This is a genomic window from Peteryoungia wuzhouensis (assembly GCF_003205195.1).
Classification (GTDB): domain Bacteria; phylum Pseudomonadota; class Alphaproteobacteria; order Rhizobiales; family Rhizobiaceae; genus Allorhizobium; species Allorhizobium wuzhouense.
This window is the reverse complement of record NZ_QJRY01000003.1, coordinates 358,016-379,711: the sequence shown is the minus strand read 5'-3', so window position 1 is coordinate 379,711 and position 21,696 is coordinate 358,016. Positions and strand designations below refer to the sequence as shown.

Annotated in this window: 21 protein-coding genes and 1 riboswitch; of the genes, 9 read left to right on the top strand and 12 right to left on the bottom strand. The window is 61.1% G+C overall.

The window, feature by feature from the left end; all coding sequences use genetic code 11:
* Positions 1-7 precede the first annotated feature (7 nt).
* The 3 genes from thiP (at position 8) to DMY87_RS10945 (ending at position 4,137) form a co-directional block, all read left to right on the top strand.
* Positions 8-1,654: a thiamine/thiamine pyrophosphate ABC transporter permease gene (gene thiP, locus DMY87_RS10955; RefSeq protein ID WP_110791471.1), complete on the top strand. Its 1,647-nt coding sequence runs from the start codon at positions 8-10 to the stop codon at positions 1,652-1,654.
* Positions 1,644-2,387: a thiamine ABC transporter ATP-binding protein gene (locus tag DMY87_RS10950; RefSeq protein ID WP_110791328.1), complete on the top strand. Its 744-nt coding sequence runs from the start codon at positions 1,644-1,646 to the stop codon at positions 2,385-2,387. The genes thiP and DMY87_RS10950 overlap by 11 nt, the downstream gene beginning before the upstream one ends.
* Positions 2,388-2,637: 250 nt before the next feature.
* Entirely contained in the window at positions 2,638-4,137 is a 1,500-nt protein-coding gene (locus DMY87_RS10945) for a M48 family metalloprotease (RefSeq protein ID WP_245408885.1), read from the top strand.
* A gap of 70 nt (positions 4,138-4,207) precedes the next feature.
* On the opposite strand, the gene DMY87_RS10940 is transcribed toward DMY87_RS10945, so the two are convergent.
* Together DMY87_RS10940 and leuB are read right to left on the bottom strand one after the other, a co-directional pair.
* Positions 4,208-5,080: an RNA polymerase factor sigma-32 gene (locus DMY87_RS10940; RefSeq protein ID WP_110791326.1), complete on the bottom strand. Its 873-nt coding sequence runs from the start codon at positions 5,078-5,080 to the stop codon at positions 4,208-4,210.
* 310 nt (positions 5,081-5,390) lie between these two features.
* A complete protein-coding gene (gene leuB, locus DMY87_RS10935) occupies positions 5,391-6,503 on the bottom strand; it encodes a 3-isopropylmalate dehydrogenase (RefSeq protein ID WP_110791325.1) in 1,113 nt (370 codons plus the stop codon).
* A gap of 177 nt (positions 6,504-6,680) precedes the next feature.
* Between leuB and DMY87_RS10930 the strand changes: the two genes are divergently transcribed.
* On the top strand, positions 6,681-7,613 hold the full coding sequence (locus DMY87_RS10930) for a pyridoxal-phosphate dependent enzyme (protein ID WP_110791324.1): 933 nt from the start codon (positions 6,681-6,683) through the stop codon (positions 7,611-7,613).
* Between the two features lie 57 nt (positions 7,614-7,670).
* On the opposite strand, the gene leuD is transcribed toward DMY87_RS10930, so the two are convergent.
* On the bottom strand, positions 7,671-8,276 hold the full coding sequence (leuD, locus tag DMY87_RS10925; protein ID WP_110791323.1) for a 3-isopropylmalate dehydratase small subunit: 606 nt from the start codon (positions 8,274-8,276) through the stop codon (positions 7,671-7,673).
* Between the two features lie 174 nt (positions 8,277-8,450).
* Positions 8,451-8,681: a hypothetical protein gene (locus tag DMY87_RS10920; protein WP_110791322.1), complete on the bottom strand. Its 231-nt coding sequence runs from the start codon at positions 8,679-8,681 to the stop codon at positions 8,451-8,453.
* Positions 8,682-8,791: 110 nt separating this feature from the next.
* Here DMY87_RS10920 and DMY87_RS10915 point away from each other — a divergent pair, with 110 nt between their 5' ends.
* Positions 8,792-9,712 carry an HpcH/HpaI aldolase/citrate lyase family protein gene (locus DMY87_RS10915; protein WP_110791470.1) on the top strand — a complete coding sequence of 307 codons (921 nt, stop codon included), beginning with the start codon at positions 8,792-8,794 and terminating at the stop codon, positions 9,710-9,712.
* A complete protein-coding gene (locus tag DMY87_RS10910; RefSeq protein WP_110791321.1) occupies positions 9,709-9,915 on the top strand; it encodes a DUF1737 domain-containing protein in 207 nt (68 codons plus the stop codon). Before DMY87_RS10915 ends, DMY87_RS10910 begins: the two co-directional genes overlap by 4 nt.
* A 194-nt stretch (positions 9,916-10,109) precedes the next feature.
* Here DMY87_RS10910 and DMY87_RS10905 read toward each other — a convergent pair whose 3' ends face one another.
* Genes DMY87_RS10905 through DMY87_RS10870 form a run of 8 tightly spaced genes read right to left on the bottom strand, consistent with a single transcriptional unit; the run spans position 10,110 to position 18,182 of the window.
* Positions 10,110-11,003: an intradiol ring-cleavage dioxygenase gene (locus DMY87_RS10905; protein WP_110791320.1), complete on the bottom strand. Its 894-nt coding sequence runs from the start codon at positions 11,001-11,003 to the stop codon at positions 10,110-10,112.
* 9 nt (positions 11,004-11,012) lie between these two features.
* Positions 11,013-12,767: an FAD-dependent oxidoreductase gene (locus DMY87_RS10900; protein WP_110791319.1), complete on the bottom strand. Its 1,755-nt coding sequence runs from the start codon at positions 12,765-12,767 to the stop codon at positions 11,013-11,015.
* Positions 12,760-13,875, bottom strand: a complete 1,116-nt coding sequence (locus DMY87_RS10895; protein WP_110791318.1) for a branched-chain amino acid ABC transporter permease — start codon at positions 13,873-13,875, stop codon at positions 12,760-12,762. Before DMY87_RS10895 ends, DMY87_RS10900 begins: the two co-directional genes overlap by 8 nt.
* Before the next feature lie 7 nt (positions 13,876-13,882).
* Entirely contained in the window at positions 13,883-14,746 is an 864-nt protein-coding gene (locus DMY87_RS10890; protein ID WP_110791317.1) for a branched-chain amino acid ABC transporter permease, read from the bottom strand.
* A complete protein-coding gene (locus tag DMY87_RS10885) occupies positions 14,733-15,452 on the bottom strand; it encodes an ABC transporter ATP-binding protein (protein ID WP_110791316.1) in 720 nt (239 codons plus the stop codon). The genes DMY87_RS10890 and DMY87_RS10885 overlap by 14 nt, the downstream gene beginning before the upstream one ends.
* 3 nt (positions 15,453-15,455) lie before the next feature.
* Positions 15,456-16,208 carry an ABC transporter ATP-binding protein gene (locus tag DMY87_RS10880; RefSeq protein WP_110791315.1) on the bottom strand — a complete coding sequence of 251 codons (753 nt, stop codon included), beginning with the start codon at positions 16,206-16,208 and terminating at the stop codon, positions 15,456-15,458.
* A gap of 49 nt (positions 16,209-16,257) precedes the next feature.
* Positions 16,258-17,313 (bottom strand): maleylacetate reductase, encoded by a 1,056-nt coding sequence (locus DMY87_RS10875; protein ID WP_110791314.1) that lies wholly within the window; start codon positions 17,311-17,313, stop codon positions 16,258-16,260.
* Positions 17,310-18,182 carry a dioxygenase family protein gene (locus DMY87_RS10870; RefSeq protein WP_110791313.1) on the bottom strand — a complete coding sequence of 291 codons (873 nt, stop codon included), beginning with the start codon at positions 18,180-18,182 and terminating at the stop codon, positions 17,310-17,312. Before DMY87_RS10870 ends, DMY87_RS10875 begins: the two co-directional genes overlap by 4 nt.
* A gap of 98 nt (positions 18,183-18,280) precedes the next feature.
* Here DMY87_RS10870 and DMY87_RS10865 point away from each other — a divergent pair, with 98 nt between their 5' ends.
* The 3 genes from DMY87_RS10865 (at position 18,281) to DMY87_RS10855 (ending at position 21,672) form a co-directional block, all read left to right on the top strand.
* Complete coding sequence (locus tag DMY87_RS10865; RefSeq protein ID WP_110791312.1) at positions 18,281-19,231, top strand: LysR family transcriptional regulator; 951 nt, start codon at positions 18,281-18,283, stop codon at positions 19,229-19,231.
* Between the two features lie 65 nt (positions 19,232-19,296).
* A riboswitch (SAM riboswitch) is annotated at positions 19,297-19,374 on the top strand.
* A gap of 92 nt (positions 19,375-19,466) precedes the next feature.
* Complete coding sequence (gene metA, locus DMY87_RS10860; RefSeq protein ID WP_110791311.1) at positions 19,467-20,396, top strand: homoserine O-acetyltransferase MetA; 930 nt, start codon at positions 19,467-19,469, stop codon at positions 20,394-20,396.
* A 91-nt stretch (positions 20,397-20,487) separates the two neighbouring features.
* A complete protein-coding gene (locus DMY87_RS10855) occupies positions 20,488-21,672 on the top strand; it encodes a vWA domain-containing protein (RefSeq protein WP_110791310.1) in 1,185 nt (394 codons plus the stop codon).
* The last annotated feature ends 24 nt before the right edge of the window (positions 21,673-21,696 follow it).

Below are 21,696 nucleotides of genomic sequence, written 5' to 3'. Positions count from 1 at the left end.
GGGCCTGATGCTGCGCCCACTCCATCAGCCGAGACGCACGAGGCTGCCCGCCCTTGTGGGCGGTCTTCTCGTCTTGATGGCAGTATTGGGCTTTGTCGGCGTGGCGGTCGTCATGCTGCTATCCGGGCGTAAGGGTGGGCTGCTGCAGGCTTTCTCTGATCCGGTCGTTCGCTCGGTGCTGGGCTTCACGCTGTGGCAGGCTCTCCTCTCCACTTTGATTTCCGTCGGACTTGCCTTGCCCGTCGCCAGTGCGCTTGTCCGTCAGCCGTCGTTTCCTGGTCGACAATGGCTTATCCGGCTGATGGCGGTGCCGATGGGCATGCCTGTCCTGATCGGCGCGCTTGGCCTGATTGGCGTGTTTGGCCGAAACGGCCTGGTTAATCACGTGCTCGCGGGTGTGGGGTTTTCTCAGCCGATCTCGATCTACGGACTTTCCGGAATTCTGATTGCCCACGTCTTCTTCAACCTGCCGCTTGCGACGCGTCTGATGCTGTCCGCGCTGGAACGTGTGCCGGCGGAATACTGGCGTTCGGCCGCAAGCCTGGGTTTTTCACCCCTGTCCACCTTCCGTTTCATCGAATGGCCGGTGCTTGCGCGGGTCATCCCAGGAGCGGCGGGGCTGATCTTCATGCTCTGCGTCACGAGTTTCACCCTCGTGCTTGTCTTCGGCGGCGGGCCGGCGGCGACCACGATCGAGGTTGCGATCTATCAGGCGTTGCGCTTCGATTTTGATCCGGCGCGCGCGGTCTCGCTTGCGTTCGTCCAGATTACGGTCACTGGCTGCGTTCTCGCGGTTCTCAGTCTTTTGCCTGCGGCGGCTGACACAGGCACGACCAGCGGTCGGGGCTTCGTCCGATTCGATGGCCGGCGCCCTGCCATCCGGATGATGGATGTGATGGTTCTGTTGTCCGCCAGTCTGTTTCTCTTGCTGCCGCTTGGCCAGGTTGTCGTCTCCGGCTTGCAGGCCGACCTACTTCAATTGGTGGCCCAACCCGCATTCAGGCGTGCGGCGTCGACCAGCCTTCTCGTCGGATTGGGCGCGGGTCTCGTCGCCACTCTTGGCGCCTATGGCATCATTGCAGCGCGTAGCCAGCTATCCACTGACCATTCCGCATCTTTGCTCGCCCGCGTCTTCTCCATGAGTCTCTCGGGGGCTTCATCTCTGGTTCTGCTCATTCCAACCAGCGTCCTTGCCACTGGCTGGTTTCTGGCGTTGCGATTGCGGGGCGATGTGGCCGTCTTTGCGCCTGTTGTCGTCATTGGCATCAACGCGTCGATGGCTCTGCCCTTTGCCGTTCGCGTGCTGGGCCCCGCCTTTTTTGAGCATCGCGCCCGTACTGGCCAACTTTCCGAAAGCCTGGGCCTGTCGGTCGGTCAGAGGTTGCGCTTCATCGACTGGCCGGTTCTGAGGGGGCCGCTCTTGACCGCGCTCGCCTTCGCGATGGCGCTTTCTTTGGGCGATCTCGGTGCCGTCGCGCTCTTCGGCTCTGAGAATATCTCCACCTTGCCGACACTCATTTACGCGCGGATGGGCAGTTATCGCAGCAACGATGCCGATGGTCTTGCCCTGATCCTCGGTCTAATTTGCCTGGTCCTGGCACTGATCGGAGCGCCCCAAGCCATGAAGAAGAAGGAGCAGAACGATGCCGGCTAAAGCGTCTGCCTCTGTCCGACTCGACAATGTTCGGCTCCTGCTTGGTAAGACCCGCTTTCATTTCGACTGCGAATTCAGGAGCGCCGCAATCACTGCTGTCGTCGGGCCCTCGGGCGCGGGAAAGTCGACACTGCTGAACCTGGTATCTGGCTTTGAGCGCCCGGACAGCGGCGTGGTTCAGATCGGCGGAACTGATGTTACCCGTCTGGCGCCGGCAGAACGACCGATTTCCCTGGTCTTCCAGGACAACAACCTGTTTTCGCATCTGGATCTCTTCACCAATATCGGGCTCGGCATTCATCCCGCCCTCAGGCTGCAGCCAGCCGACCGCATGGCCATATCCCAGGCGCTCGAACGCGTTGGCCTCGCAGGTTACGAGCGACGCCTGCCCGGATCCTTGTCTGGCGGAGAGCGTCAGCGCGTGGCATTTGCACGGGCGCTTGTGCGTCGACGCCCTGTGCTCCTGCTTGACGAGCCATTTGCCGCGCTCGACCCGGGCCTCCGATCCTCCATGGTCGAGCTGCTGGCCGCTCTTCACGAGGAGACCGGCGCCACCGTGCTTCTGGTGACGCATGATCCGCGTGACCTTGAGCGCCTTGCCAGTCGCGTGGTTTTCATCGATGCCGGGAGCGTGCTGGTTGATGCGCCCACTGCAGCATTTCTTGCACGGTTCGATCTTCCTCCCGTCCGTGCCTTCCTTGGCGTAGCTCCTTCCGGGGAACCTTCGCCTTAATTTGGTCGTTCGCTCCTGTCATGCGGCGAGTGAATGGTTGCCTAGCGCGGCAGGGGCTTGGTCAATGCGGTTGCGGCCACTATGGTCTAGAGGATGCGACAGTTTCGCTTTATGGAAATGAGCCCATGGATCGATTCCAAACGATTCTGGAGCCAGGCAAACGGATGCTGCACCCGAGACCTGCCGACATGGCGGAACATCGGGCACAGGGTGAAGGGGCAGGATGCAGTTTTTCAGCCGGAACAGCGCGATGGCTGCCGATAGTGATCGGCGGCGCCGGCCTGCAAGGCTTGCGTCGACGGTGGCTGCGTTCGTTACGAGCGGGGTGATACTGTCTTCCTGCCAGTCGCTGTTCGAGCAGGCCTATGAGCCTTCTGTCTCGCCCTCCAGCAATCCGCAGATCGTCGAGGAAGTCCAGAAGGGCGATCCCCGAGCCCAGATGGGTGCACGCGAGCATCCTCGCATCGTTGCGTCTTATGGTGGGGAATATTCCGATGCGAAGACAGAGCGCCTCGTTGCCCGTATTGCCGGGGCGCTGACGGCTGTCTCGGAAAACCCGAACCAGTCCTACCGGATCACCATTCTCAACTCGCCTGCGATCAACGCCTTTGCCTTGCCTGGGGGCTATCTCTATGTCACGCGCGGCCTGCTTGCGCTGGCCAATGACGCCTCTGAAGTCGCGGCCGTGCTCAGCCATGAAATGGCGCATGTGACGGCCAATCACGGCATCGAGCGGCAGCGCCGAGAAGAGGCGGAAGTGATTGCGAGCCGGGTCGTCGCCGAAGTTCTCTCCAGCGATCTGGCCGGCAAGCAGGCGCTTGCTCGGGGCAAACTGCGTCTTGCCGCGTTCTCACGTCAGCAGGAACTGCAGGCCGACGTCATCGGGGTGCGAACCTTGGGCGAAGCTGGTTACGACCCTTATGCAGCTGCCCGGTTCCTCGATTCCATGGCCCGCTACAGCCAGTTTACCTCCGTCGATCCAGACGCCGACCAGAGCCTGGACTTCCTGTCGAGCCATCCGAACGCGCCGCAGCGCGTCGAGCTCGCCAAGCGCCATGCTCGCGCCTTCGGCCCCGAAGGCACTCACGGCGAAACGGGTCGTGACTATTATCTCAACGGGATCGATGGGCTTCTTTATGGCGACAGCCCGCAGGAAGGTTTCGTTCGCGGCCAGACATTCCTGCATGGGCAGCTCGGCATTCGCTTCGACGTGCCCGTCGGTTTCCAGATCGACAACAAGGTCGAAGCTGTGCTCGCCACCGGTCCAGGTGATGTGGCCATCCGCTTTGACGGTGTGGCCGACAACCAGAAGATCAGCCTGCCAAACTATATCTCCAGTGGCTGGGTTACTGGCCTGCTGCCGGATACGATCCAGACGATTTCCGTCAATGGTCTCGAAGCCGCGACTGCAAAGGCTTCTGCTGACCGGTGGGATTTCGACATTACCGTTATTCGTATCGGACCGCAGATCTTCCGCTTTCTGACCGCTGTGCCGAAGGGCAGCCCTGCTCTCGAAACCACGGCTGCGCAGTTGCGCGCATCCTTCCGACGTATCACGCCCCAGGAGGCCGCGTCGCTGAAGCCGTTGCGGGTGCGTGTCGTGACCGTTGGCTCAGGAGATACCGTCGGGACTTTGTCTGCGCGCATGATGGGAACAGAGCGAAAGCTTGAACTCTTCCGCTTGATCAATGCTCTCGGTCCAACATCGACTGTAGCGCCTGGCATGCGGGTCAAGATCATTTCCGAGTAGGAAAAGGTCGACGCAAACGAAACAAGCCGGCGTTTCCGCCGGCTTTAGCCTTCCAAATCAATAGTATCGGTCAATAGGCCATCTCGTAGCGGGCGGCGCTCGGTGCCTTGTCGGTCAGGGCCATTTTGAGCTTTTCCAATGCACGCGTTTCGATTTGTCGAACACGCTCCTTTGAAATGCCGAGCTCCACACCGAGCTCCTCCAGCGTTGCCCCGTCTTCGGTCAGGCGGCGGGCCTTGATGATCCGATTTTCCCGCTCGTTCAAACGGTTCAGGGCATCTTTCAGCCAGCCGTTCCAGCGTTCTCCATCAATGATCGAGGTCACCTGTTCGTCCGGCAAGGCTTCTTTGCTTTCCAGCATGTCCAGCTGTGCGGTTCCTTCTCCGTTGCGCCCGGCAACTGGCGTCTGAAGCGAAGCATCATTTCCGGAGAGCCGGGCATCCATAGACTGCACATCCGAGAGGCTGACGCCGAGCGCGGTGGCAATTTCCTGATGGATCGCCTGATCCGAGAGACGATTATCACCCTGCGCAAGCTTGGCGCGAAGGCGGCGGAGGTTGAAGAACAGGGCCTTCTGACTGGAACTCGTGCCGCCCCGGACGATCGACCAATTGCGCAGGATGTAGTCCTGCATGGATGCTCGGATCCACCAGCCGGCATAAGTCGAGAAACGCACTTCACGGCCAGGGTCGAAGCGGGCTGCGGCTTCCAGCAGGCCGATATATCCTTCCTGGATGAGATCGTTCAGCGGCAGGCCGAAACCTCGGAATTTTGACGCCATGGCGATGACAAGCCGCATATGGGCTTGGGCAATCCGGTTCCGTGCACTCTGATCGTCGTGTTCTTTCCAGCGGATAGCGAGATCGAGCTCTTCTTCCCGTTCCAGATAGGGCTGGGACATCGCGTATCTGATGATGTGTCTGTCAGCGGATATGGCCTTCATCGAAACATCTCCCTGGGTCTTGGGGGGACCGCACGCCGGCAGCCCGTTTTCCGGCATTTCCTGTTGAACGGCCCAAAGCCGCTCATGTTCCAACCGATCCCTTTTGTGGATGGCTGGCATTGGCCTGCGAATGCTTTCTGATGAGGTTTACGCAGGTATTGGCATGTCGGATTGCCGCATGACCAATGGTTGGCGACTTCGAAACGCCCTATCACGGAGAAGTGAGGTCGCTGGTCCCCTCAATCGGTCGACCAACGAAAAACGGCGCGGGTTGCCCCACGCCGTTCAATCGGTTTTGCCTTCAGTCAGATCAGGCGGACAGTGCCTTGAACTCTGCAAGAATCGCGTCACCCATCTCGACGGTCCCAACCTGGCGCGCACCGTCCGCCATGATGTCGCCGGTGCGGATACCCTTGTCGAGGACGTTGGCGATCGCCTTTTCCAGGCGGTCGGCTTCGGTCACCATGTTGAAGGAGTAGCGCAGGCACATGGCAAAGGAGGCGATCATCGCGATCGGGTTGGCGATGCCCTTGCCGGCGATGTCGGGAGCCGAGCCATGGACCGGCTCATAAAGCGCCTTGCGCTTGCCAGTCTTGCCGTCGGGAGCGCCGAGCGAGGCGGAAGGCAGCATGCCGAGCGAACCCGTCAGCATGGCAGCGACGTCGGAGAGCATATCGCCGAAAAGGTTATCGGTGACGATGACGTCGAACTGCTTCGGTGCACGGACGAGCTGCATGCCGCCGGCATCGGCCAACATGTGGTCGAGCTGGACGTCGGCAAACTTTTCCTTGTGTGTCGCAGTCACGACCTGGTTCCAAAGCACACCGGACTTCATGACGTTGCGCTTTTCCATCGAGCACACACGTTTGTTGCGGGTGCGGGCCAGTTCGAAAGCGACGGCTGAGATGCGTTCGATCTCGTAGGTATCATAAACCTGGGTGTCGATGGCGCGCTTCTGGCCGTTGCCGAGGTCGGTGATCGTCTTCGGCTCGCCGAAATAGACGCCGCCGGTCAGCTCACGCACGATCAGGATATCGAGCCCTTCGACCAGTTCCGGCTTCAGCGACGAAGCGTTGGCAAGTGCCGGATAGCAGATTGCCGGACGCAGATTGGCGAAGAGTTCTAGATCCTTGCGCAGACGCAGCAGGCCGGCCTCCGGGCGGACGTCATAGGGGACGTCGTCCCACTTCGGACCACCGACGGCGCCGAAGAGCACGGCATCTGCGGCCAGCGCCTTGGCCATGTCTTCTTCCGAAATCGCCACGCCATGCGCGTCATAGGCCGAACCGCCGACGAGGCCCTCATCGGTCACGAACCCGGCACCCTGTTCCTCGTTCATGTAGGCGATGATCTTGCGGACTTCGGCCATGGCCTCGGGGCCGATGCCGTCACCGGGCAGCAGGAGAAGATTGCGAGCCGTCATGGAAACCCTCCACTCGAAAAAGAAGTCGCGGCTTCTTACGCGCCGGGCAGGGCCTTTTCAAGCGAGATAGGCCGGAAACGGTACGGTTCAGAGCGGGCGGTCGATGTTGGGACATGGTTGACCCGGCAGGTTCCTAGGTCCAAAACGCTGCATCCCTCCAGCCTGTTCGAGTGCCCGATGCCGCTTTCACCCCTCCATATCGAAACACCTCTGCTTCGAACCGCCGCCGATTACAGTGAAAGCGGTCTGCCGCTGTGGTTGAAGCTCGATGCGCTGCAGCCCTCCGGTAGCTTCAAGCTACGCGGTGTCGGTCTGCTCTGCCAACATGAGGTCGCCAAGGGCGCCCGGGAGATCTTCTGTGCCTCAGGTGGCAACGCCGGTATCGCTGCCGCTGTTGCTGGGCGCGCGCTCGGGGTGCCGGTGACGATCGTCGTTCCGGAAACCACGTCGACCGAGGTTCGCACCCGGATCGCTGCTACCGGTGCAAATGTGTTGGTACATGGGTCGGTCTTCGACGAGGCCAATGCGCATGCCGTCGCGCTCGCGGCCGAGCGCAAGGCGGCCTATGTCCATCCCTATGACCATCCGCTCCTCTGGGAGGGCCACGCCACTCTGATCGATGAGGTGGTTAAGGCCGACGCCGAATTCGACTGTGTCGTGACGAGTGTAGGCGGTGGCGGTCTGTTGGCCGGCATTGTGGAGGGCCTGAGGCGCAATGGGTTGCATGAGGTCCCTGTGATCGCGGTCGAGACGGAAGGGGCGGCCTCGCTTCATGCGGCCGTTGTCGCCAAGGAACGGGTGACGCTGCCGGCAATCACGTCGATTGCCAATTCGCTCGGTGCCCGTCAGGTCGCTCAGCATGTCTTCGATCTTCTGGACAAACATCCAATCGAAAGCGTCACGGTGACCGATACTCAGGCGGTCAAAGCCTGCCTGAAATTTGCCGACGCGCAACGAATCCTCGTCGAGCCTGCCTGCGGCGCGGCCCTGGCTGTTGCCGACGTGCATGCCGATTTGCTTTCGCGCTTCAAGGCACCGCTCATCGAGGTTTGCGGCGGTATAGGCGTGTCGCTCGCCGCGCTCGAAGCCTGGCGCGCACGCTTCCTCTGATCAAAGAAAAAAGCCGGGCACAGGCCCGGCTTCATCATCTCATTGCTTCAGTTCGCTTCAAGCCCAGGGGCGCTCAGCCGCGTTCGCCTTTTCGAAACTCGCGATGCTGTTCGCCTTTTCCAGCGTCAGGCCGATATCGTCGAGGCCATTCAGCATGCAGTGCCGCTTGAAGGCGTCGAGCTCGAACGAAATCTTGCCGCCATCGGGACCGGTGATTTCCTGGGCTTCCAGATCGACGGTCAGCACGGCGTTCGAGCCGCGGCTTGCGTCGTCCATCAGCTTTTCGAGGTTCTCCGGGCTGACGACGATCGGCAGAATGCCGTTCTTGAAGCAGTTGTTGTAGAAGATATCGGCAAACGAGGTCGAGATCACGCAGCGAATACCGAAATCAAGCAGAGCCCAAGGGGCATGTTCGCGCGAGGAGCCGCAACCGAAGTTGTCGCCGGCAACGAGGATCTGGGCGTTGCGATAGGCAGGCTTGTTCAGGACGAAATCCGGGTTTTCCGAACCGTCTTCCTTGTAGCGCGCTTCGGCGAAGAGACCGGTTCCAAGGCCCGTGCGCTTGATTGTCTTCAGGTAATCCTTGGGGATGATCATGTCCGTGTCGATGTTGACGACCGGAAGCGGTGCAGCGACACCGGTGAGCTTTACGAACTTGTCCATCAGTCTGCCTTCAATCTGGCTTCAATGCTGTCGATGCCTCGCCCTTAGAGCAAAACCGCAGAAAATTGAAGGAGAATCTTGAGACTGCCTCAGCGGCACCTGAAGTGCAGTCGGCGCGCTAAAAGCTTATCACCCGAAATGCGGGTGATTGCAGTAGGCAGGACTTGTCTGAGATCAGAGGTCGATGATCGTGCCTTTGCCGTCGTTCCAGACGCGAACGTCTTCTCGACGCTTCGCCTTGGCGTAGACAGGCGCACGCTTCGTCTTGCCCATAAGCATGCGGGCACCGAGCGTTACGGTCAGGAGCGCACCAATCACCAGCGTCAGCGAAACCGCGAAAGCGGCTGCGAGACCGACAAAGGCAAGGGCCGCGATGGCGTAAGCGGCGGAACGGAAATTCTGCATGATCGTGTCCTTTCTCGATGACCAAGGTGGTCCTTATTCTCAAGCAATGCAAGGCCCTTTCACCCAATTGTCATCTTGCGCGGCAAGCCAAAGCTTGCCAGAACGCTCGTATGACATCCGAGGCTACTTCTTTTCGCGCGCATCATACGTCCCGGCTCCGCCGCTCGGTGCTGACGGTCCCGGCAATCAACGAGCGGGCCATGGCTAAGGTAGGCAGTCTGAATTGCGACGCCGTCATCTTCGATCTTGAAGATTCCGTCGCCGATGACCGGAAGGCCGAAGCGCGTCGCAATGTCCTCAAATTCCTGCAGAATTCGGCCCTTGGCCCTTGCGAACGCATCATCAGGACCAACGCAACGGACACCCCGCATTTCCGCGAAGACATGGCGCTCGTCCTCGAGGTTTTGCCAGACGCCGTTCTGCTGCCGAAGGTGGAGGAGCCGGTTACGGTCCAGGACGTTGCGGAAGTGCTTTCCGAACAGGATGCGGCGGAAGGTCTCAGGATCTGGGCCATGATCGAAACGCCCCGTGGCGTTCTCAATGCGGCGGCCATTGCCTCGTCCGGCCGGACCAGTGACAGTCGGCTGGACGCCTTCGTTGTCGGACTGAACGATCTGCGCAAGGCGACCGGCATCCCCGCAGCCCCAGGGCGCACATATCTCGTCCCTTATCTCATGCAGGTGGTGCTCGCCGCCCGCGCCTATGGCCTTGATGTCATCGACAGTGTGTCGAACGATTTTCGCGACCTAGAGGCCTTTGCGGAAGAATGTGCTCAGGGCAAGGCGATGGGTTTCGACGGGAAAATGCTCATACATCCGGCCCAGGTCGACGCTGCCAATTGCCATTATGGCCCATCCGAAACCGCCATCGCGGAGGCCCACCTCGTCGCCGGCGCTTTCGCCGATCCTGCCCATGCTGGGCTCAATGTCATCAACATCGATGGGCGCATGATCGAACGGCTCCATGCGGAGCAGGCCGCTCGCTTGCTTGCCAAGGTCGCCCAAATCGACGCCAGAAAGGAAATGTCATGAAAGTATACCGCTTCCTCACCGGACCGGACGATGCGAGCTTCTGCCACCGTGTCACCGATGCCCTGAACAAGGGCTGGGAGCTTCACGGGGCGCCCAGCCTCAGTTTCAATGTTGCGGAGAACAAGATGTTCTGCGGTCAGGCGGTGGTAAAGACCGTGCACGGCAAGGAATATCACCCGGATATGAAGTTGGGTGAGCAGTAAGATCGCTGTCGGCTGGCCGGGAAATGGGACGAAAGGGCAAGTGCCCTCGGTCGCCTCCGGCCAAGGCGGGACGTTCGACGTCTTGAAACGTCTCGGCGTCTCCGCCATCCGGGACGAAGGACCTCAAGGTTAGCGTAGCATGAGGGCAATCGGCGGATGACTTCCCGCATGGGGCCCTTTGTGAGGAAAGGGCTTCATGCGAGCGCCTGATTCTCACGGGCAAGGACGAAGTTGTGGTGAACTGCCCAGAAACTTCCTTGGAAAGCGTAGCTCTCTGCGCGTACCGGGTCCTCAATCCTTTCGAATTTCGCGAGCAGGCTCTCCTTCACGCCGAAGACCGCATCCGAATGGATGTAGGGATCATCCGGATCGAAGATATGGGTGACGAGCGTCTCGTAACCCTCGGCCTTGATGATGTAGTGCAGATGCGCTGGGCGATAGGGATGGCGGCCAAGCTTGCCGAGCAACTGCCCAACCGGACCGTCATCGGGGATCGGATAGAATTTCGGCTTTACCGCGCGGAACCAGTAATGCCCGTCAGGCCCGGTGCGGAAGACGCCGCGCAGGTTGAAGTCGGGCTGGAGGCCCTTCTGTTGCACGTCGTAGAAGCCCTCGTCATTGGCCTGCCAGACGTCGATCACGGCACCCTCGATCGGCTTTCCCTCGGTGTCGAGGATCCGGCCCTCGATCACCATGTCCTCGCCCTTCGAATCCAAGCAGATATTGGCCCCCATCGGCAGTTCGGGGGCGTCGGCCACGTGGAAGGGGCCGAGCACCGTGCTTTCCGAGGCGCCCGAGGGTTTGCGATTGTTGACCGCATCCACCAGCATCGAAACGCCTAGCACGTCTGATAGCAGGATGAATTCCTGCCGCCATTCGTTGCACATCTGGCCGGTGCGGGTCAGGAAGAGGATCGCCTCCATCCATTCGTCCTGGCTCGGCTCCAGTTCCTTGACTGCCTCGTGCAGCTTGCGGGTGATGACCTCCATCACCTGCTTGAGACGTTCGTCCTTGGCATTGGCATTGCGCCCAGTGACGACCTCGACGGAGGTCTCCTCAGTGAAGTAGCCCTTTTCATGCGCTTCCATGATCGTTCCTCACCGGTCCAGAATCGTTTTCAGGACGCGCCGCAGCTCGCCTTCGGGATCCGCAACAGCCGCTTCCGCACGCCAGGCGACGTGGTGATCCGGGCGAACCAGAAGCGCACCGGAATCGCGGATCTCGCGGGCGCGGGCCCAGTCGCCGGAGAAGTCCTGCCAGGTCTGGCGAGGGCCGATCTTGTGGACTGTGATCGGTAGAGCGAACTCCCTGGACAGGGACTTTGCGGCAGCGACCCAGCCATCGCCACCGATGCCGGTCAGCAGGGTGAAGACGCCATGGCCGGTCAGGTCGAGGCTGCAAACCTTTTCGCCTTCCGGTCCGAACAGCCAGACATGCGGCAGGCGGGCGCCGGGCCAGGTGGTTGGCTGGTAATGCAGTTCGGCGTCTTTCTCGAAGGCCGGTTCCGGCTGGCCATCGGTGACGACAGCGCCGGACTTGTAGCGCTGGTTCATCTCGACACCATGGGCGTCGAACTCATAGACCTTGGCGGCGATCGCCTGGCGGATCGCCTCACGCTGCTTTTCCGCATCTGATGTGTCGTTGCAGCGGGCGTCCATGTTTTCCTGCATCTTCACCGGGTCGACGGAATCGAGCAGGCCGAGCGCCTTGAAGATCGGGCCGAATTCCTCGATCGACTTGTTGGCGCGGGTGACAATCTGCTTGGCGACCGGGGCGCGTTCGGCCTGGTAGCTGTCGAGCAGGCCCATGCCGGCCTGGCCGCGGATGACGGCGGCGAGCTTCCAGGCGAGGTTGAAGGCATCCTGGATCGAGGTGTTGGATCCGAGACCGTTCGACGGCGGATGGCGGTGGGTGGCATCGCCCATGCAGAAGACGCGGCCGTTCGACATCGTGGTCGCGTACATATTGTTGACGGTCCAGGTGGAGACCGACTTGATCTTCGGCTGCAGGTTCTGGACGCCGACGAGATCGCGCACGACCTTGGTCGCAAAGGCATCATCGACGGCCGGTGCCGGCTGGTTGATGTCGTAGCCCCAGACGATCAGCCACTCGTTCCACGGGCGGACCATGCGCACGAGGCCCATGCCTATGCCGCCGACATCGGCGCCTGGCTGCAGCACCCAGTAGAGCACCGAGGGCCGGTGTGCGACGTAGCGAGAGAGGTCGCATTCGAAGAGGATGTTCATCGAACCAGCGACGCCCATCTTGCCTTCGAAGGTGAGGCCGGCATGTTCGGCAACCTTGGAGTTGCCGCCGTCGGCGCCGACCAGGAATTTCGAGCGGATGGTGATGTCCTTGCCCGTCAGCCTGTCGCGGCAGGTGGTGGTGACGCCGTCTGCATCCTGCACGTGGCTCAGATACTCCGTCGACATGCGTGACTGCGCGCCGCGTGAACAGGCCGTCTTGAAGAGCAGCGGCTCCATATAGGTCTGCGGGAGGTCGTTCATCCGGCCGGGCGAGGACAGGAGATGTTCGGCGCGCGAGAGCGGATGGTTGCCCCAGCTCTGCATGCGGCCGATTTCTTCGCCGGCGACCGCCGTGCAGAAGACGTTCTGGCCCATCAGATCCTGTTCGGTCGCGAACATGTAGGCTTCGTCCTCGACGTCGCGGCCGAGATCGCGCAGCACCTCCATCGTGCGCTGGTTGGTGATGTGGGCGCGCGGCGTGTTGGCGAGCCAGCGGTAGCGGTTGATGACCATGGGCTCGAGGCCGTAGCTCGCGAGCAACGCCGCCGTTGCCGAGCCAGCCGGCCCGGTGCCGATGATCAGGACGTCGGTGGTGATGTCAGCCATGTGGCCCTCCCTTTGTCGTTTGTTCAAGTGATCCGCCTCTCAATGTGCGGCGGACCGGAAAGAGTTCGATGCCGGTGCGGTCGGTGATCAGGCCCCAGATCCCGCGCGGCGCAAACAGCATGGTGATGATGGCGATGGCGCCGAGCAGCAGCAGGTACCAGGACCCGTAGCTCGACAGCGCATTCTGCATCAGGAAGAAGATGAGCACGCCGACGATCGGCCCTTCGATGGTGCCGATGCCGCCGATCACGACGATGAACAGCACATAGGCCGTCCAGTCGGTGAGCGAGAAGGCGGCGTCGGGTGAGATGCGGGCCTTCTGCAGATAGATGAGCGCGCCGACGACGCCGGTGATAAAGGCGGTCGAGAGGTAGATCACGAGCTTCTGCTTCTGGGCGTCCACCCCGAGCGCGCGGGCCGCCGTCTCGTTGTCGCGCACGGCGGCGAGGCCCAAGCCCTGCTTGGAGCGCAGAAGGCGGTAGACGAACCAGATGGTCAGTACGAGCACGAGCAGCGCCAGCCAGAAGGCGACCGCATCGGCGGCAGCTGCGGCCCGCATGCCGAACCAATCTTCGAGGAACGACACACCAAACATCTCGCGCATCGCTTCACGGGGCAGCGACGTGCCGGTGCCGCCGCCTAGCGCCTTCCACTGGGCAAAAAGCAGGCGCCCGACCTCGGCGATGACCCAGGTGCCGATGGCGAAATAAGGGCCGTAGAGTCGGAAGGCGAAGAAGGCCGTTGGTATCGAGACCAGCGCGGCGAAAAGGCCGGCGAGCGGGATTGCGAGAATAGGATCGACACCGAGAAGGATGACGAAGCCGAATAGGGCATAGGCACCGCAGCCGACGAAGAGTTGCTGGCCGACGGAAATGAGCCCGGCATAACCGGCGAGCAGGTTCCAGCTCTGGGCGAGTGCCAGCATAGTCAGGATAAAGAACAGGTCCTGCATTACGCCGCGCGAGACGACGAACGGGGCTGCTGCCAGAAGCAGCACGAAGAGGATGGCTGCGATTGAAAACAGCGTGGAGAGGCGCGTGCGGGTTTCGACCCGCCAGGATGGCGTCAGGCGTATGACGTTCGATAGGGTTTCTCGGTTGGCGTTCATCGTCACCTCAATCGACAGCGCGCGGGAAGAGACCCCGCGGACGGAACAGCAGGACGAGCAGGAATGCGATATGGCCCGAAAGGATCTGCCATTCGGGGTTGATGGCGGCTCCGAGCGTTTGTGCGACACCCAGAATGATGCCGCCGGCAAGCGTGCCCCAGAGCGAGCCGAGCCCGCCGATGATGACCGCCTCGAAGGCATAGATCAGGCGTGCCGGTCCTGATGTCGGGTCGAAATTGGCGCGCGTGCCGAGATAAAGCGCTGCGATGGTGACGATCATCATGGCGAGACCGGTTGCGATGGCGAAGATCTGGTTCGGGCGGATGCCCATCAGCCCTGCCGTCACCATGTCGTCGGAGGTTGCGCGGAAGGCGCGGCCCAACGCCGTCCGATAGATCAGCTGGTTGAGACCGACGATCACCAGGATCGCGGAGGCGAAGGTCAACAACGGCATGACGCCGGCATTGATGCCGCCGAGCGAGAGAGACGCCTGCTCCAGCGCGCCTGCGGGGATGCGCTGGCTGTCGGCAGTGAAGGCTTCAAGCAGGCCGTTCTGGATGACGATCGACAGACCGAAGGTGACGAGCAGCGGCGGCAGGATGTCCTTGCCGAGCGTCCGGTTGAGCAGGTGATATTGCAGCAGGTAACCGATCCCGAACATCAACGGGCCGGCGATCAGGGCGGCGACGAAGGGGTTGAGTCCAAGCGTCGAGACGAGCAGCAGGATCAGGAACGCGGCGAAGACGATCAGGTCGCCATGGGCAAGATTAACCAGCCGCATGATGCCGAAGACCAGCGACAGACCCGCCGCGAAGAGGGCATAGAGCCCGCCGAGCAGAATGCCCTGGAGAATGGTATCAAGCCAGTTCATGGGGTTCCGCTCCGAAATAGGCCGCGTGAATGTCGGCGCGGTCGAGCTCTGCCGGGCGTCCTTCCAGGGTGACCCGGCCTTCCATCATGCAATAGACGCGGTCTGCGACCTTGAGCGCCTGGGCGATGTCCTGCTCGACGATGACGATAGCCGCACCCGTTTCCCGGATGCGCGGGAAGGCGGCGTAGATGTCCTTGATGACGACGGGGGCAAGGCCGAGGCTGAGCTCGTCGCAGAGCAGCACTTCGGGGTTGGACATCAGCGCGCGGCCGATTGCCACCATCTGCTGCTGCCCGCCGGAGAGAGCCGTCGAGGGATTGCGGCGCCGCTCCTTCAGGATCGGGAAAAGCTCGTAAACGGTTTCGAGCGACCAGGGCCCATCAACCTTTCGACCGTGGCGACCGACGAGCAGGTTCTCCTCGACCGTGAGCGAGGGGAACAGTCGACGACCTTCGGGCACCAGCGCGATGCCGCGGGCCATCACGTCGGGGGAACCAAGCGCGCCGATCGGCTGGCCACGATGCAGGATGGCTGTGGGTTCGTTGCGCAGGACGCCTGCTATCGAGCGCATCAATGTCGATTTGCCCGCACCATTGGCACCGATGACCGCGATCGTCTCGCCCGGATCGAGGACGATGTTAACGCCGAACAGGGCCTGGAAGTCGCCGTAGAAGGCAGTGAGGTTCTTCGTTTCGATGAGGCTCATCTGTCAGACCTCCATGCCCAGATAGATTTCGCGCACTTCGCGCGAATTCATGATGGCCTGCGGATCGCCATGGCCGATCATCCGCCCGAAGTTGAGGACGAGGATTTTTTCCGCGACGGCATTCAGCGCATGCAGCACGTGCTCGATCCAGATGATCGCCATGCCGCGCTGGTGGACCCGCTTGATCGTGGCGACCAATTGCCGGCACTCGCCTTCGGTCAACCCGCCGGCGATCTCGTCGAGCAGCAGAAGCTTGGGCTTGGTGGCCAATGCGCGGGCCAGTTCCAACCGCTTGCGCTCGAGCAGAGTGAGGCTGCCGGCCGGGCGGTTGGCCTTGGCGATCAGGCCGGTCTCGACCAGGATTTCGGCACAGAAATCGGACACCTCGGCTTCGCTGCTTTCGCTGCCGAAAGCGCCGGCGACGAGCAGGTTTTCATAGACCGTCAGTCGCTCGAAGGGCTGAGGGATCTGGAAGGTACGGCCCATGCCGGCAAAGCAGCGCTGCATCGGCGGGACATTGGTCACGTCACGGCCATCGAAATGAACCGTGCCCTTGGCGACGGAGAGGTTGCCGGTGATCAGATTGAACAGTGTCGACTTGCCGGCGCCATTCGGTCCGATGATGCCCAGCGCCTCGCCGGGTTCGACAAAAAAGCCGATGTTTTCGGCGACGACGAGCGCGCCGAAGGACTTCGATACGCCATTCAGTTCCAGGATCGGCGTGGACCGTGCTCCGTCAGACCTGTTTCCTCCCATCATCGTCTCTCCTCCCAAAGAGTGCGGCTTGCTTGAGATGTCGTGTCGATCAGTCGGGTCTGACGCCCTCCCATGCCTTTTGCAGAAGTGTGCGGATCGACGCCCTGTCGATCGGACGCGGGTTCCAATAGGGGTTTTCAGTGGCGATATCGGCGGCGCGATCAAGATCGGCTTCAACGAGCCCGAATTCCTTGAGCGACAGCGGTGCGCCGATCGACTTGGCAAAGTCCCAGAGACCACCCCCGATCGAGCCACCGAAGAGTTCGGCGGCAGCGGCGAGTTCCGCTTGCGCAGCCTCGGCGTTGAAGGCGGCGGTGTGCGGCAGCATGACCGCATGGGTTTCGGCATGTGGCGCATCGAAAGAGCCGCCCAGCGTGTGGCAGATCTTGTGGTGCAGCGCCATGCCGACGGTGCCGAGCACGGTGCCGCAAAGCCAGGCGCCGTAAAGTGCCTCCGCGCGGGCTTCCGTGTCTTGAGGGCTTCTGACCAGCACGGGAAGGCTGGTTGCAAAGGCGCGCAAACCATCGAGCGCCATCAAGGTTGAGATCGGATTGCGGTCCTGGGCGTAAAGCCCTTCGACCGCATGGGCCATGGCGTTCAGACCGCTGGTAACGCTCATTGGGACCGGCAGGCCAAGGGTCAGATCCGGATCATAGATGACGACTTCCGGCAGAATCCTTGCGTGTCGCACCGTCGTCTTCCGGCCCCCTTCGGTCTGGCCGAGGATCGGAGTGACTTCAGAGCCGGCATAGGTTGTGGGGATGACGACCTGCGGAAGATCGATGCGGTAGGCGATCGCCTTGCCGAGACCCGTGGTCGATCCGCCACCAAGCGATACGACGCAATCGGCGCCGGTCTCAGCAACGATCTTAAGGGCAGTTTCCGTCACCTCGACTGGGGTATGCATCACGGCGCCAGCATAGACGCCGACGGACAAGGCGCCGAGCCGTTCGGACAGGGCCTCTGCATCCGCCTTCTGGTGCTGTGTTGCGAGCACGAGCGCGCGGCGGCAACCAAGTGTCTCGACTGCACTGCCGACCTCCGCGCTTCTGCCCGCACCGAAGAGTATGCGGGCGGGGTTACCCGTATAGGTAAAGCGCGTCATTTGCTCCTCCCGGGCCGCGCTCTGACCATGACGAATGTCACGCTGACCTTCGATCCAGGCTGGTCGTCTGCGACACTCGATTCAAAGGGGCGCACCAGTTCCTTGCGAACGCCGAACAGCGCATCCTCCCCAAGCTTTGGGTCACTTGCATCATAGATGTGGGTTGTGATCGTTTCGAAACCCGGGGCGCGTACGACGAAGTGCAGATGGGCTGGGCGATGCAGAGGATAACCTGCTTGGGCAAGCAGTCGCCCGACCGGCCCATCATCGGGAACCCCGTAACCGGACGGTCGAACGGTCCGATAGTGGAAGCGACCGTTCTGGTCGGTGCGAAACGTGCCTCTCAGATTGAACTCGGGTTGCAGGTCCGGCTGTTGATTCTCGTAGTAGCCTTCTGCATTGGCCTGCCAAGTAACAATCTCTGCGGTCGGAATTGGTAGGCCATCGAGGTCTTCGACGCGGCCTTCGACCAGCAGCGGCTCTCCGATGCCGTCGAGCGAAATCGAACTGCCGAGCGCACGTTCGGGCGTATCTGCGCGGAAAAACGGTCCTCTGATCGTGTTTGGCGTAGCGCCTGAGGGGCGGCGGGAATTGATTTCTTCCACAAGCGCCGAGGCGCCGACGAGATCGGAAAACAGCACCCATTCCTGCCGGCGTTCGTCAGAGGCATGACCAACCTCCGTCAAGAAGTCGATCACCTTGCGCCACTGCTCCTGGGTTGGGCGGAATTCCTTGATCAGTTCGTGCACATGGCCGACCACGGCGGACAAGAGGCGAGCCGTTGCGTCGTCGGTCGCGTCAAATCGGCTTGCGAAGGCCTCGGCAGAGGTCGTTTCGTTGAAGGTGATGAGGTCTGCGGCCCGCGACATGCATCTCCTCCCAAATCCGCGTTGCTGGTCAAGGTGAAGCTAGCAGCACCCGGATGCACGATTGATGATTTGTTTGGGAGGCAATATAACAATTCGTTATGAAGTTCGATGAACGACACCTCATTCAGCTGGCTGCCGTTGTAAAGACCGGCGGGGTCACCGAAGGTTCTGCTATGCTGGGGCTTGCGCAGCCTGCGGTATCGCGAACGCTTTCACTCTTGGAGAAGCGGATCGGCGAACCACTCTTTGTCAAAGGCAGGCGTCCGCTCCAGCCGACACCACTGGGAATCGCGCTTGCCGAACATGGTCTCGCCATGCTGGCAGCATCCCGCAAGGCCTCTGATTTGATGGAGAGCTTCCGGGTCGGAAAGAGCGGCGTGGTGCGTGTAGGTGGAAGCCCCTTCTTCATGGACTCGCTCATCGCAGGCATGTGCGCGGAATTCCAGGCCACCCATCCGGATGTGCGGATCGACCAGTCCTACGGTTACTTCCCTGACCTGCGCGCCGCCCTCAAATCGGACCAGATCGATCTTGCCATTTGTCCGATCGACATCCTGGATGAAGGTTCGGGCCTCGCCTTTCAGCAGATCCTGCCCGGTCGCAACGTGATTGCCTGCCGCGTGACGCATCCGCTCCTCCTCAAACGGCGACTGCAGCCTTCGCATCTTCTCGACTATGCCTGGGTGGCCCCGCCGCCCGGCAGCCCGTTGCTTGCGGATCTCAGGGCCTTGCTCCTCTCCTTTGGAGCGACGGAGATCCGGATCCGTTATTCGGGCGGTTCGCTCGCCAGCGTGGTCAACTATCTGAAGGCCGCCGATGCGTTGACTGTCATGCCGCACAGCGTTGTCTTTGCCCAGCGCAAGGAAAAGGCGATCACGGTATTGCCGATCAACATTCCGCATCCTGACAGGGCGCTTGCCATCCTGCGCCGTGTTGATGCAGCTCGCTCGCCTGCCGTCGAGCAGTTTGCAAGCTTCGTTCGATCCAGCTTCAACGACCTGAAGCACCTCATCAAGAGACACGAGGAAGCTGTAGTGTGGGGGAACTGATCCTGCGGGGTAACTATGCTTCCGACCTTGCCCATTGATTCGCGCCGGAGACGGGCGTAAAGAAAATCCTGTTCCGTGGTGATTTGGCCGGCCGGCTTGCAGCCACGTAAAATAAGTCGCTAAAGGGCCGAGGCGAGTTCGAAGACTTTCCGAGGACCGGTGGCGATATGGAAGCTGCCGGTATTTTTGTTTCCGCGGTCCTCGAACCGCCGTGACAAGGAAAGTCGAGAGTAAGATGCCGATCAGGATTCCCGATACGTTGCCCGCTTTTGAAACCCTCGTGCATGAGGGCGTGCGGGTCATGACCGAAACCGTGGCCGTTCGCCAGGACATTCGCCCGTTGCAGATCGGCCTGCTCAACCTCATGCCTAACAAGATCAAGACCGAGGTGCAGTTCGCCCGGTTGATCGGCGCATCACCGCTGCAGGTGGAGCTGACGCTGGTGCGCGTCGGCGGTCACAAGGCCAAGAACACGCCGGAAGAACACCTCCTCTCTTTCTACCAGACCTGGGACGAGGTGAAGGATCGCAAGTTCGACGGCTTCATCATCACCGGCGCACCGGTCGAGACGCTGCCCTTCGAGGAGGTCACCTACTGGCAGGAACTCGAGGATATCCTCAACTGGACCGAGACCAACGTTCATTCGACCATGAATGTCTGCTGGGGCGGCATGGCGGCGATCTACCATTTTCACAGGGTGCCGAAGCATCCGTTGAAGGAAAAAGCGTTTGGCGTCTATCGTCATCGCAATCTCGCTCCATCCTCCGTTTACCTCAACGGCTTCTCAGACGACTTCCAAGTGCCGGTGTCGCGCTGGACGGAAGTCCGCCGGGCGGATATCGAGAGGGTACCGGACCTGAGAATTTTGCTCGAATCCGACGAGATGGGCGTCTGCCTGGTCCAGGAGAAGCGGGCAAACCGCCTCTACATGTTCAACCATGTCGAATACGATTCGACCTCGCTGGGTGACGAATATTTCCGTGACAAATCGGCCGGTGTTCCCATCAAACTGCCTCACAACTACTTCCCGCACAACGACGACACGCTGACGCCGCTCAACCGCTGGCGTGGCCACGCGCATCTCCTGTTCGGCAACTGGATTAACGAGATCTATCAGATGACACCTTATGATCTGAACGAGATCGGGAACGATCTGAAGCGCTGACCGTCGGGGTGAGATGCTCGGATTTTGTCGGGACAGGTGGCCTCCTGTGTGACAGGATGCCGCCACCTCTGAACCGAGCCAAACCTGTCAGATGTTCCTGTCGTTTTTTCTGCGCCTGAAAGAAGAGAAGGTTCCCGTGACCCTGCGGGAATATCTCACCCTGCTGGAAGGTCTTCAGGCGGGCGTCGTCGATTTCGACACAGAGGGCTTCTACTATCTGGCCCGAACCACGCTGGTGAAGGACGAGCGCTTCATCGATCGCTTCGACCGGGTGTTTTCCGCGATCTTCGCCGGCGTTCTGGGCGAGGCCGGCACCGAAGGCGTCGATCAGCATGCGATTCCCGAAGCCTGGTTGCGCAAGCTTGCGGAAAAGCATCTCTCGGACGAGGACAAGAAGCTCATCGAGTCGCTCGGCGGTTTCGACAAGCTGATGGAAAAGCTGAAGCAGCGCCTGGCTGAGCAGAAGGAGCGCCACCAGGGCGGCAACAAATGGATCGGCACGGCGGGCACCTCGCCCTTCGGCGCCTATGGTTACAACCCCGAAGGCGTCCGCATCGGCCAGGACGAGAGCAGGCATCGCCGGGCTGTGAAGGTCTGGGACCAACGGGAGTTTCGCAATCTCGATGACTGCGTCGAACTCGGCACCCGCAATATCAAAGTGGCCTTACGGCGATTGCGCCGCTTCGTGCGCGAGGGCGCTGCTGACGAACTGGATCTTAGTGGCACCATCCGTTCGACTGCCGAGCACGGCTATCTGGACGTGAAGACTCGGCCAGAGCGCCGCAACGGTGTGAAGCTCCTGATGTTCTTCGATATCGGCGGCTCAATGGACGATCACGTCCGAGCGGTTGAAGAGCTGTTCTCGGCCACACGCTCAGAGTTTCGGCATTTGGAGTATTTCTACTTTCACAATTGCCCCTATGAGCGGGTCTGGAAAGACAATGTGCGGCGTCATTCCGACACGATCCCGACGCTCGACGTAATCAGGACTTTCGGATCGGACTACCGCGTGATCTTCGTCGGCGATGCCGCGATGAGCCCTTATGAGATCACCCATCCCGGTGGTTCGGTCGAGCACTGGAATACGGAAAGCGGCGCGGTCTGGCTCACGCGGCTGACTGAGCATTTCCGCCGGCATCTCTGGATCAATCCTCTTTCGGAGACCCGTTGGGACTATACCATGTCTGTCGGCCTGATTCGGCGGCTGATTGGTGAGCGCATGTTCCCGCTCACGCTCGGTGGCCTGGAAGCCGCCGCACGCGAATTGGCGCGGTAACGACGATAAAAGACTTTGATGACA

Excerpts from the sequence above, each read along its gene's own strand:
- thiP (WP_110791471.1), top strand. The coding sequence starts at position 8 with ATGCTGCGCCCACTCCATCAGCCGAGACGCACGAGGCTGCCCGCCCTT.
- DMY87_RS10950 (WP_110791328.1), top strand. The coding sequence starts at position 1,644 with ATGCCGGCTAAAGCGTCTGCCTCTGTCCGACTCGACAATGTTCGGCTC.
- DMY87_RS10945 (WP_245408885.1), top strand. The coding sequence starts at position 2,638 with ATGGCTGCCGATAGTGATCGGCGGCGCCGGCCTGCAAGGCTTGCGTCG.
- DMY87_RS10940 (WP_110791326.1), bottom strand. The coding sequence starts at position 5,080 with ATGAAGGCCATATCCGCTGACAGACACATCATCAGATACGCGATGTCC.
- leuB (WP_110791325.1), bottom strand. The coding sequence starts at position 6,503 with ATGACGGCTCGCAATCTTCTCCTGCTGCCCGGTGACGGCATCGGCCCC.
- DMY87_RS10930 (WP_110791324.1), top strand. The coding sequence starts at position 6,681 with ATGCCGCTTTCACCCCTCCATATCGAAACACCTCTGCTTCGAACCGCC.
- leuD (WP_110791323.1), bottom strand. The coding sequence starts at position 8,276 with ATGGACAAGTTCGTAAAGCTCACCGGTGTCGCTGCACCGCTTCCGGTC.
- DMY87_RS10920 (WP_110791322.1), bottom strand. The coding sequence starts at position 8,681 with ATGCAGAATTTCCGTTCCGCCGCTTACGCCATCGCGGCCCTTGCCTTT.
- DMY87_RS10915 (WP_110791470.1), top strand. The coding sequence starts at position 8,792 with ATGACATCCGAGGCTACTTCTTTTCGCGCGCATCATACGTCCCGGCTC.
- DMY87_RS10910 (WP_110791321.1), top strand. The coding sequence starts at position 9,709 with ATGAAAGTATACCGCTTCCTCACCGGACCGGACGATGCGAGCTTCTGC.
- DMY87_RS10905 (WP_110791320.1), bottom strand. The coding sequence starts at position 11,003 with ATGGAAGCGCATGAAAAGGGCTACTTCACTGAGGAGACCTCCGTCGAG.
- DMY87_RS10900 (WP_110791319.1), bottom strand. The coding sequence starts at position 12,767 with ATGGCTGACATCACCACCGACGTCCTGATCATCGGCACCGGGCCGGCT.
- DMY87_RS10895 (WP_110791318.1), bottom strand. The coding sequence starts at position 13,875 with ATGAACGCCAACCGAGAAACCCTATCGAACGTCATACGCCTGACGCCA.
- DMY87_RS10890 (WP_110791317.1), bottom strand. The coding sequence starts at position 14,746 with ATGAACTGGCTTGATACCATTCTCCAGGGCATTCTGCTCGGCGGGCTC.
- DMY87_RS10885 (WP_110791316.1), bottom strand. The coding sequence starts at position 15,452 with ATGAGCCTCATCGAAACGAAGAACCTCACTGCCTTCTACGGCGACTTC.
- DMY87_RS10880 (WP_110791315.1), bottom strand. The coding sequence starts at position 16,208 with ATGGGAGGAAACAGGTCTGACGGAGCACGGTCCACGCCGATCCTGGAA.
- DMY87_RS10875 (WP_110791314.1), bottom strand. The coding sequence starts at position 17,313 with ATGACGCGCTTTACCTATACGGGTAACCCCGCCCGCATACTCTTCGGT.
- DMY87_RS10870 (WP_110791313.1), bottom strand. The coding sequence starts at position 18,182 with ATGTCGCGGGCCGCAGACCTCATCACCTTCAACGAAACGACCTCTGCC.
- DMY87_RS10865 (WP_110791312.1), top strand. The coding sequence starts at position 18,281 with ATGAAGTTCGATGAACGACACCTCATTCAGCTGGCTGCCGTTGTAAAG.
- metA (WP_110791311.1), top strand. The coding sequence starts at position 19,467 with ATGCCGATCAGGATTCCCGATACGTTGCCCGCTTTTGAAACCCTCGTG.
- DMY87_RS10855 (WP_110791310.1), top strand. The coding sequence starts at position 20,488 with ATGTTCCTGTCGTTTTTTCTGCGCCTGAAAGAAGAGAAGGTTCCCGTG.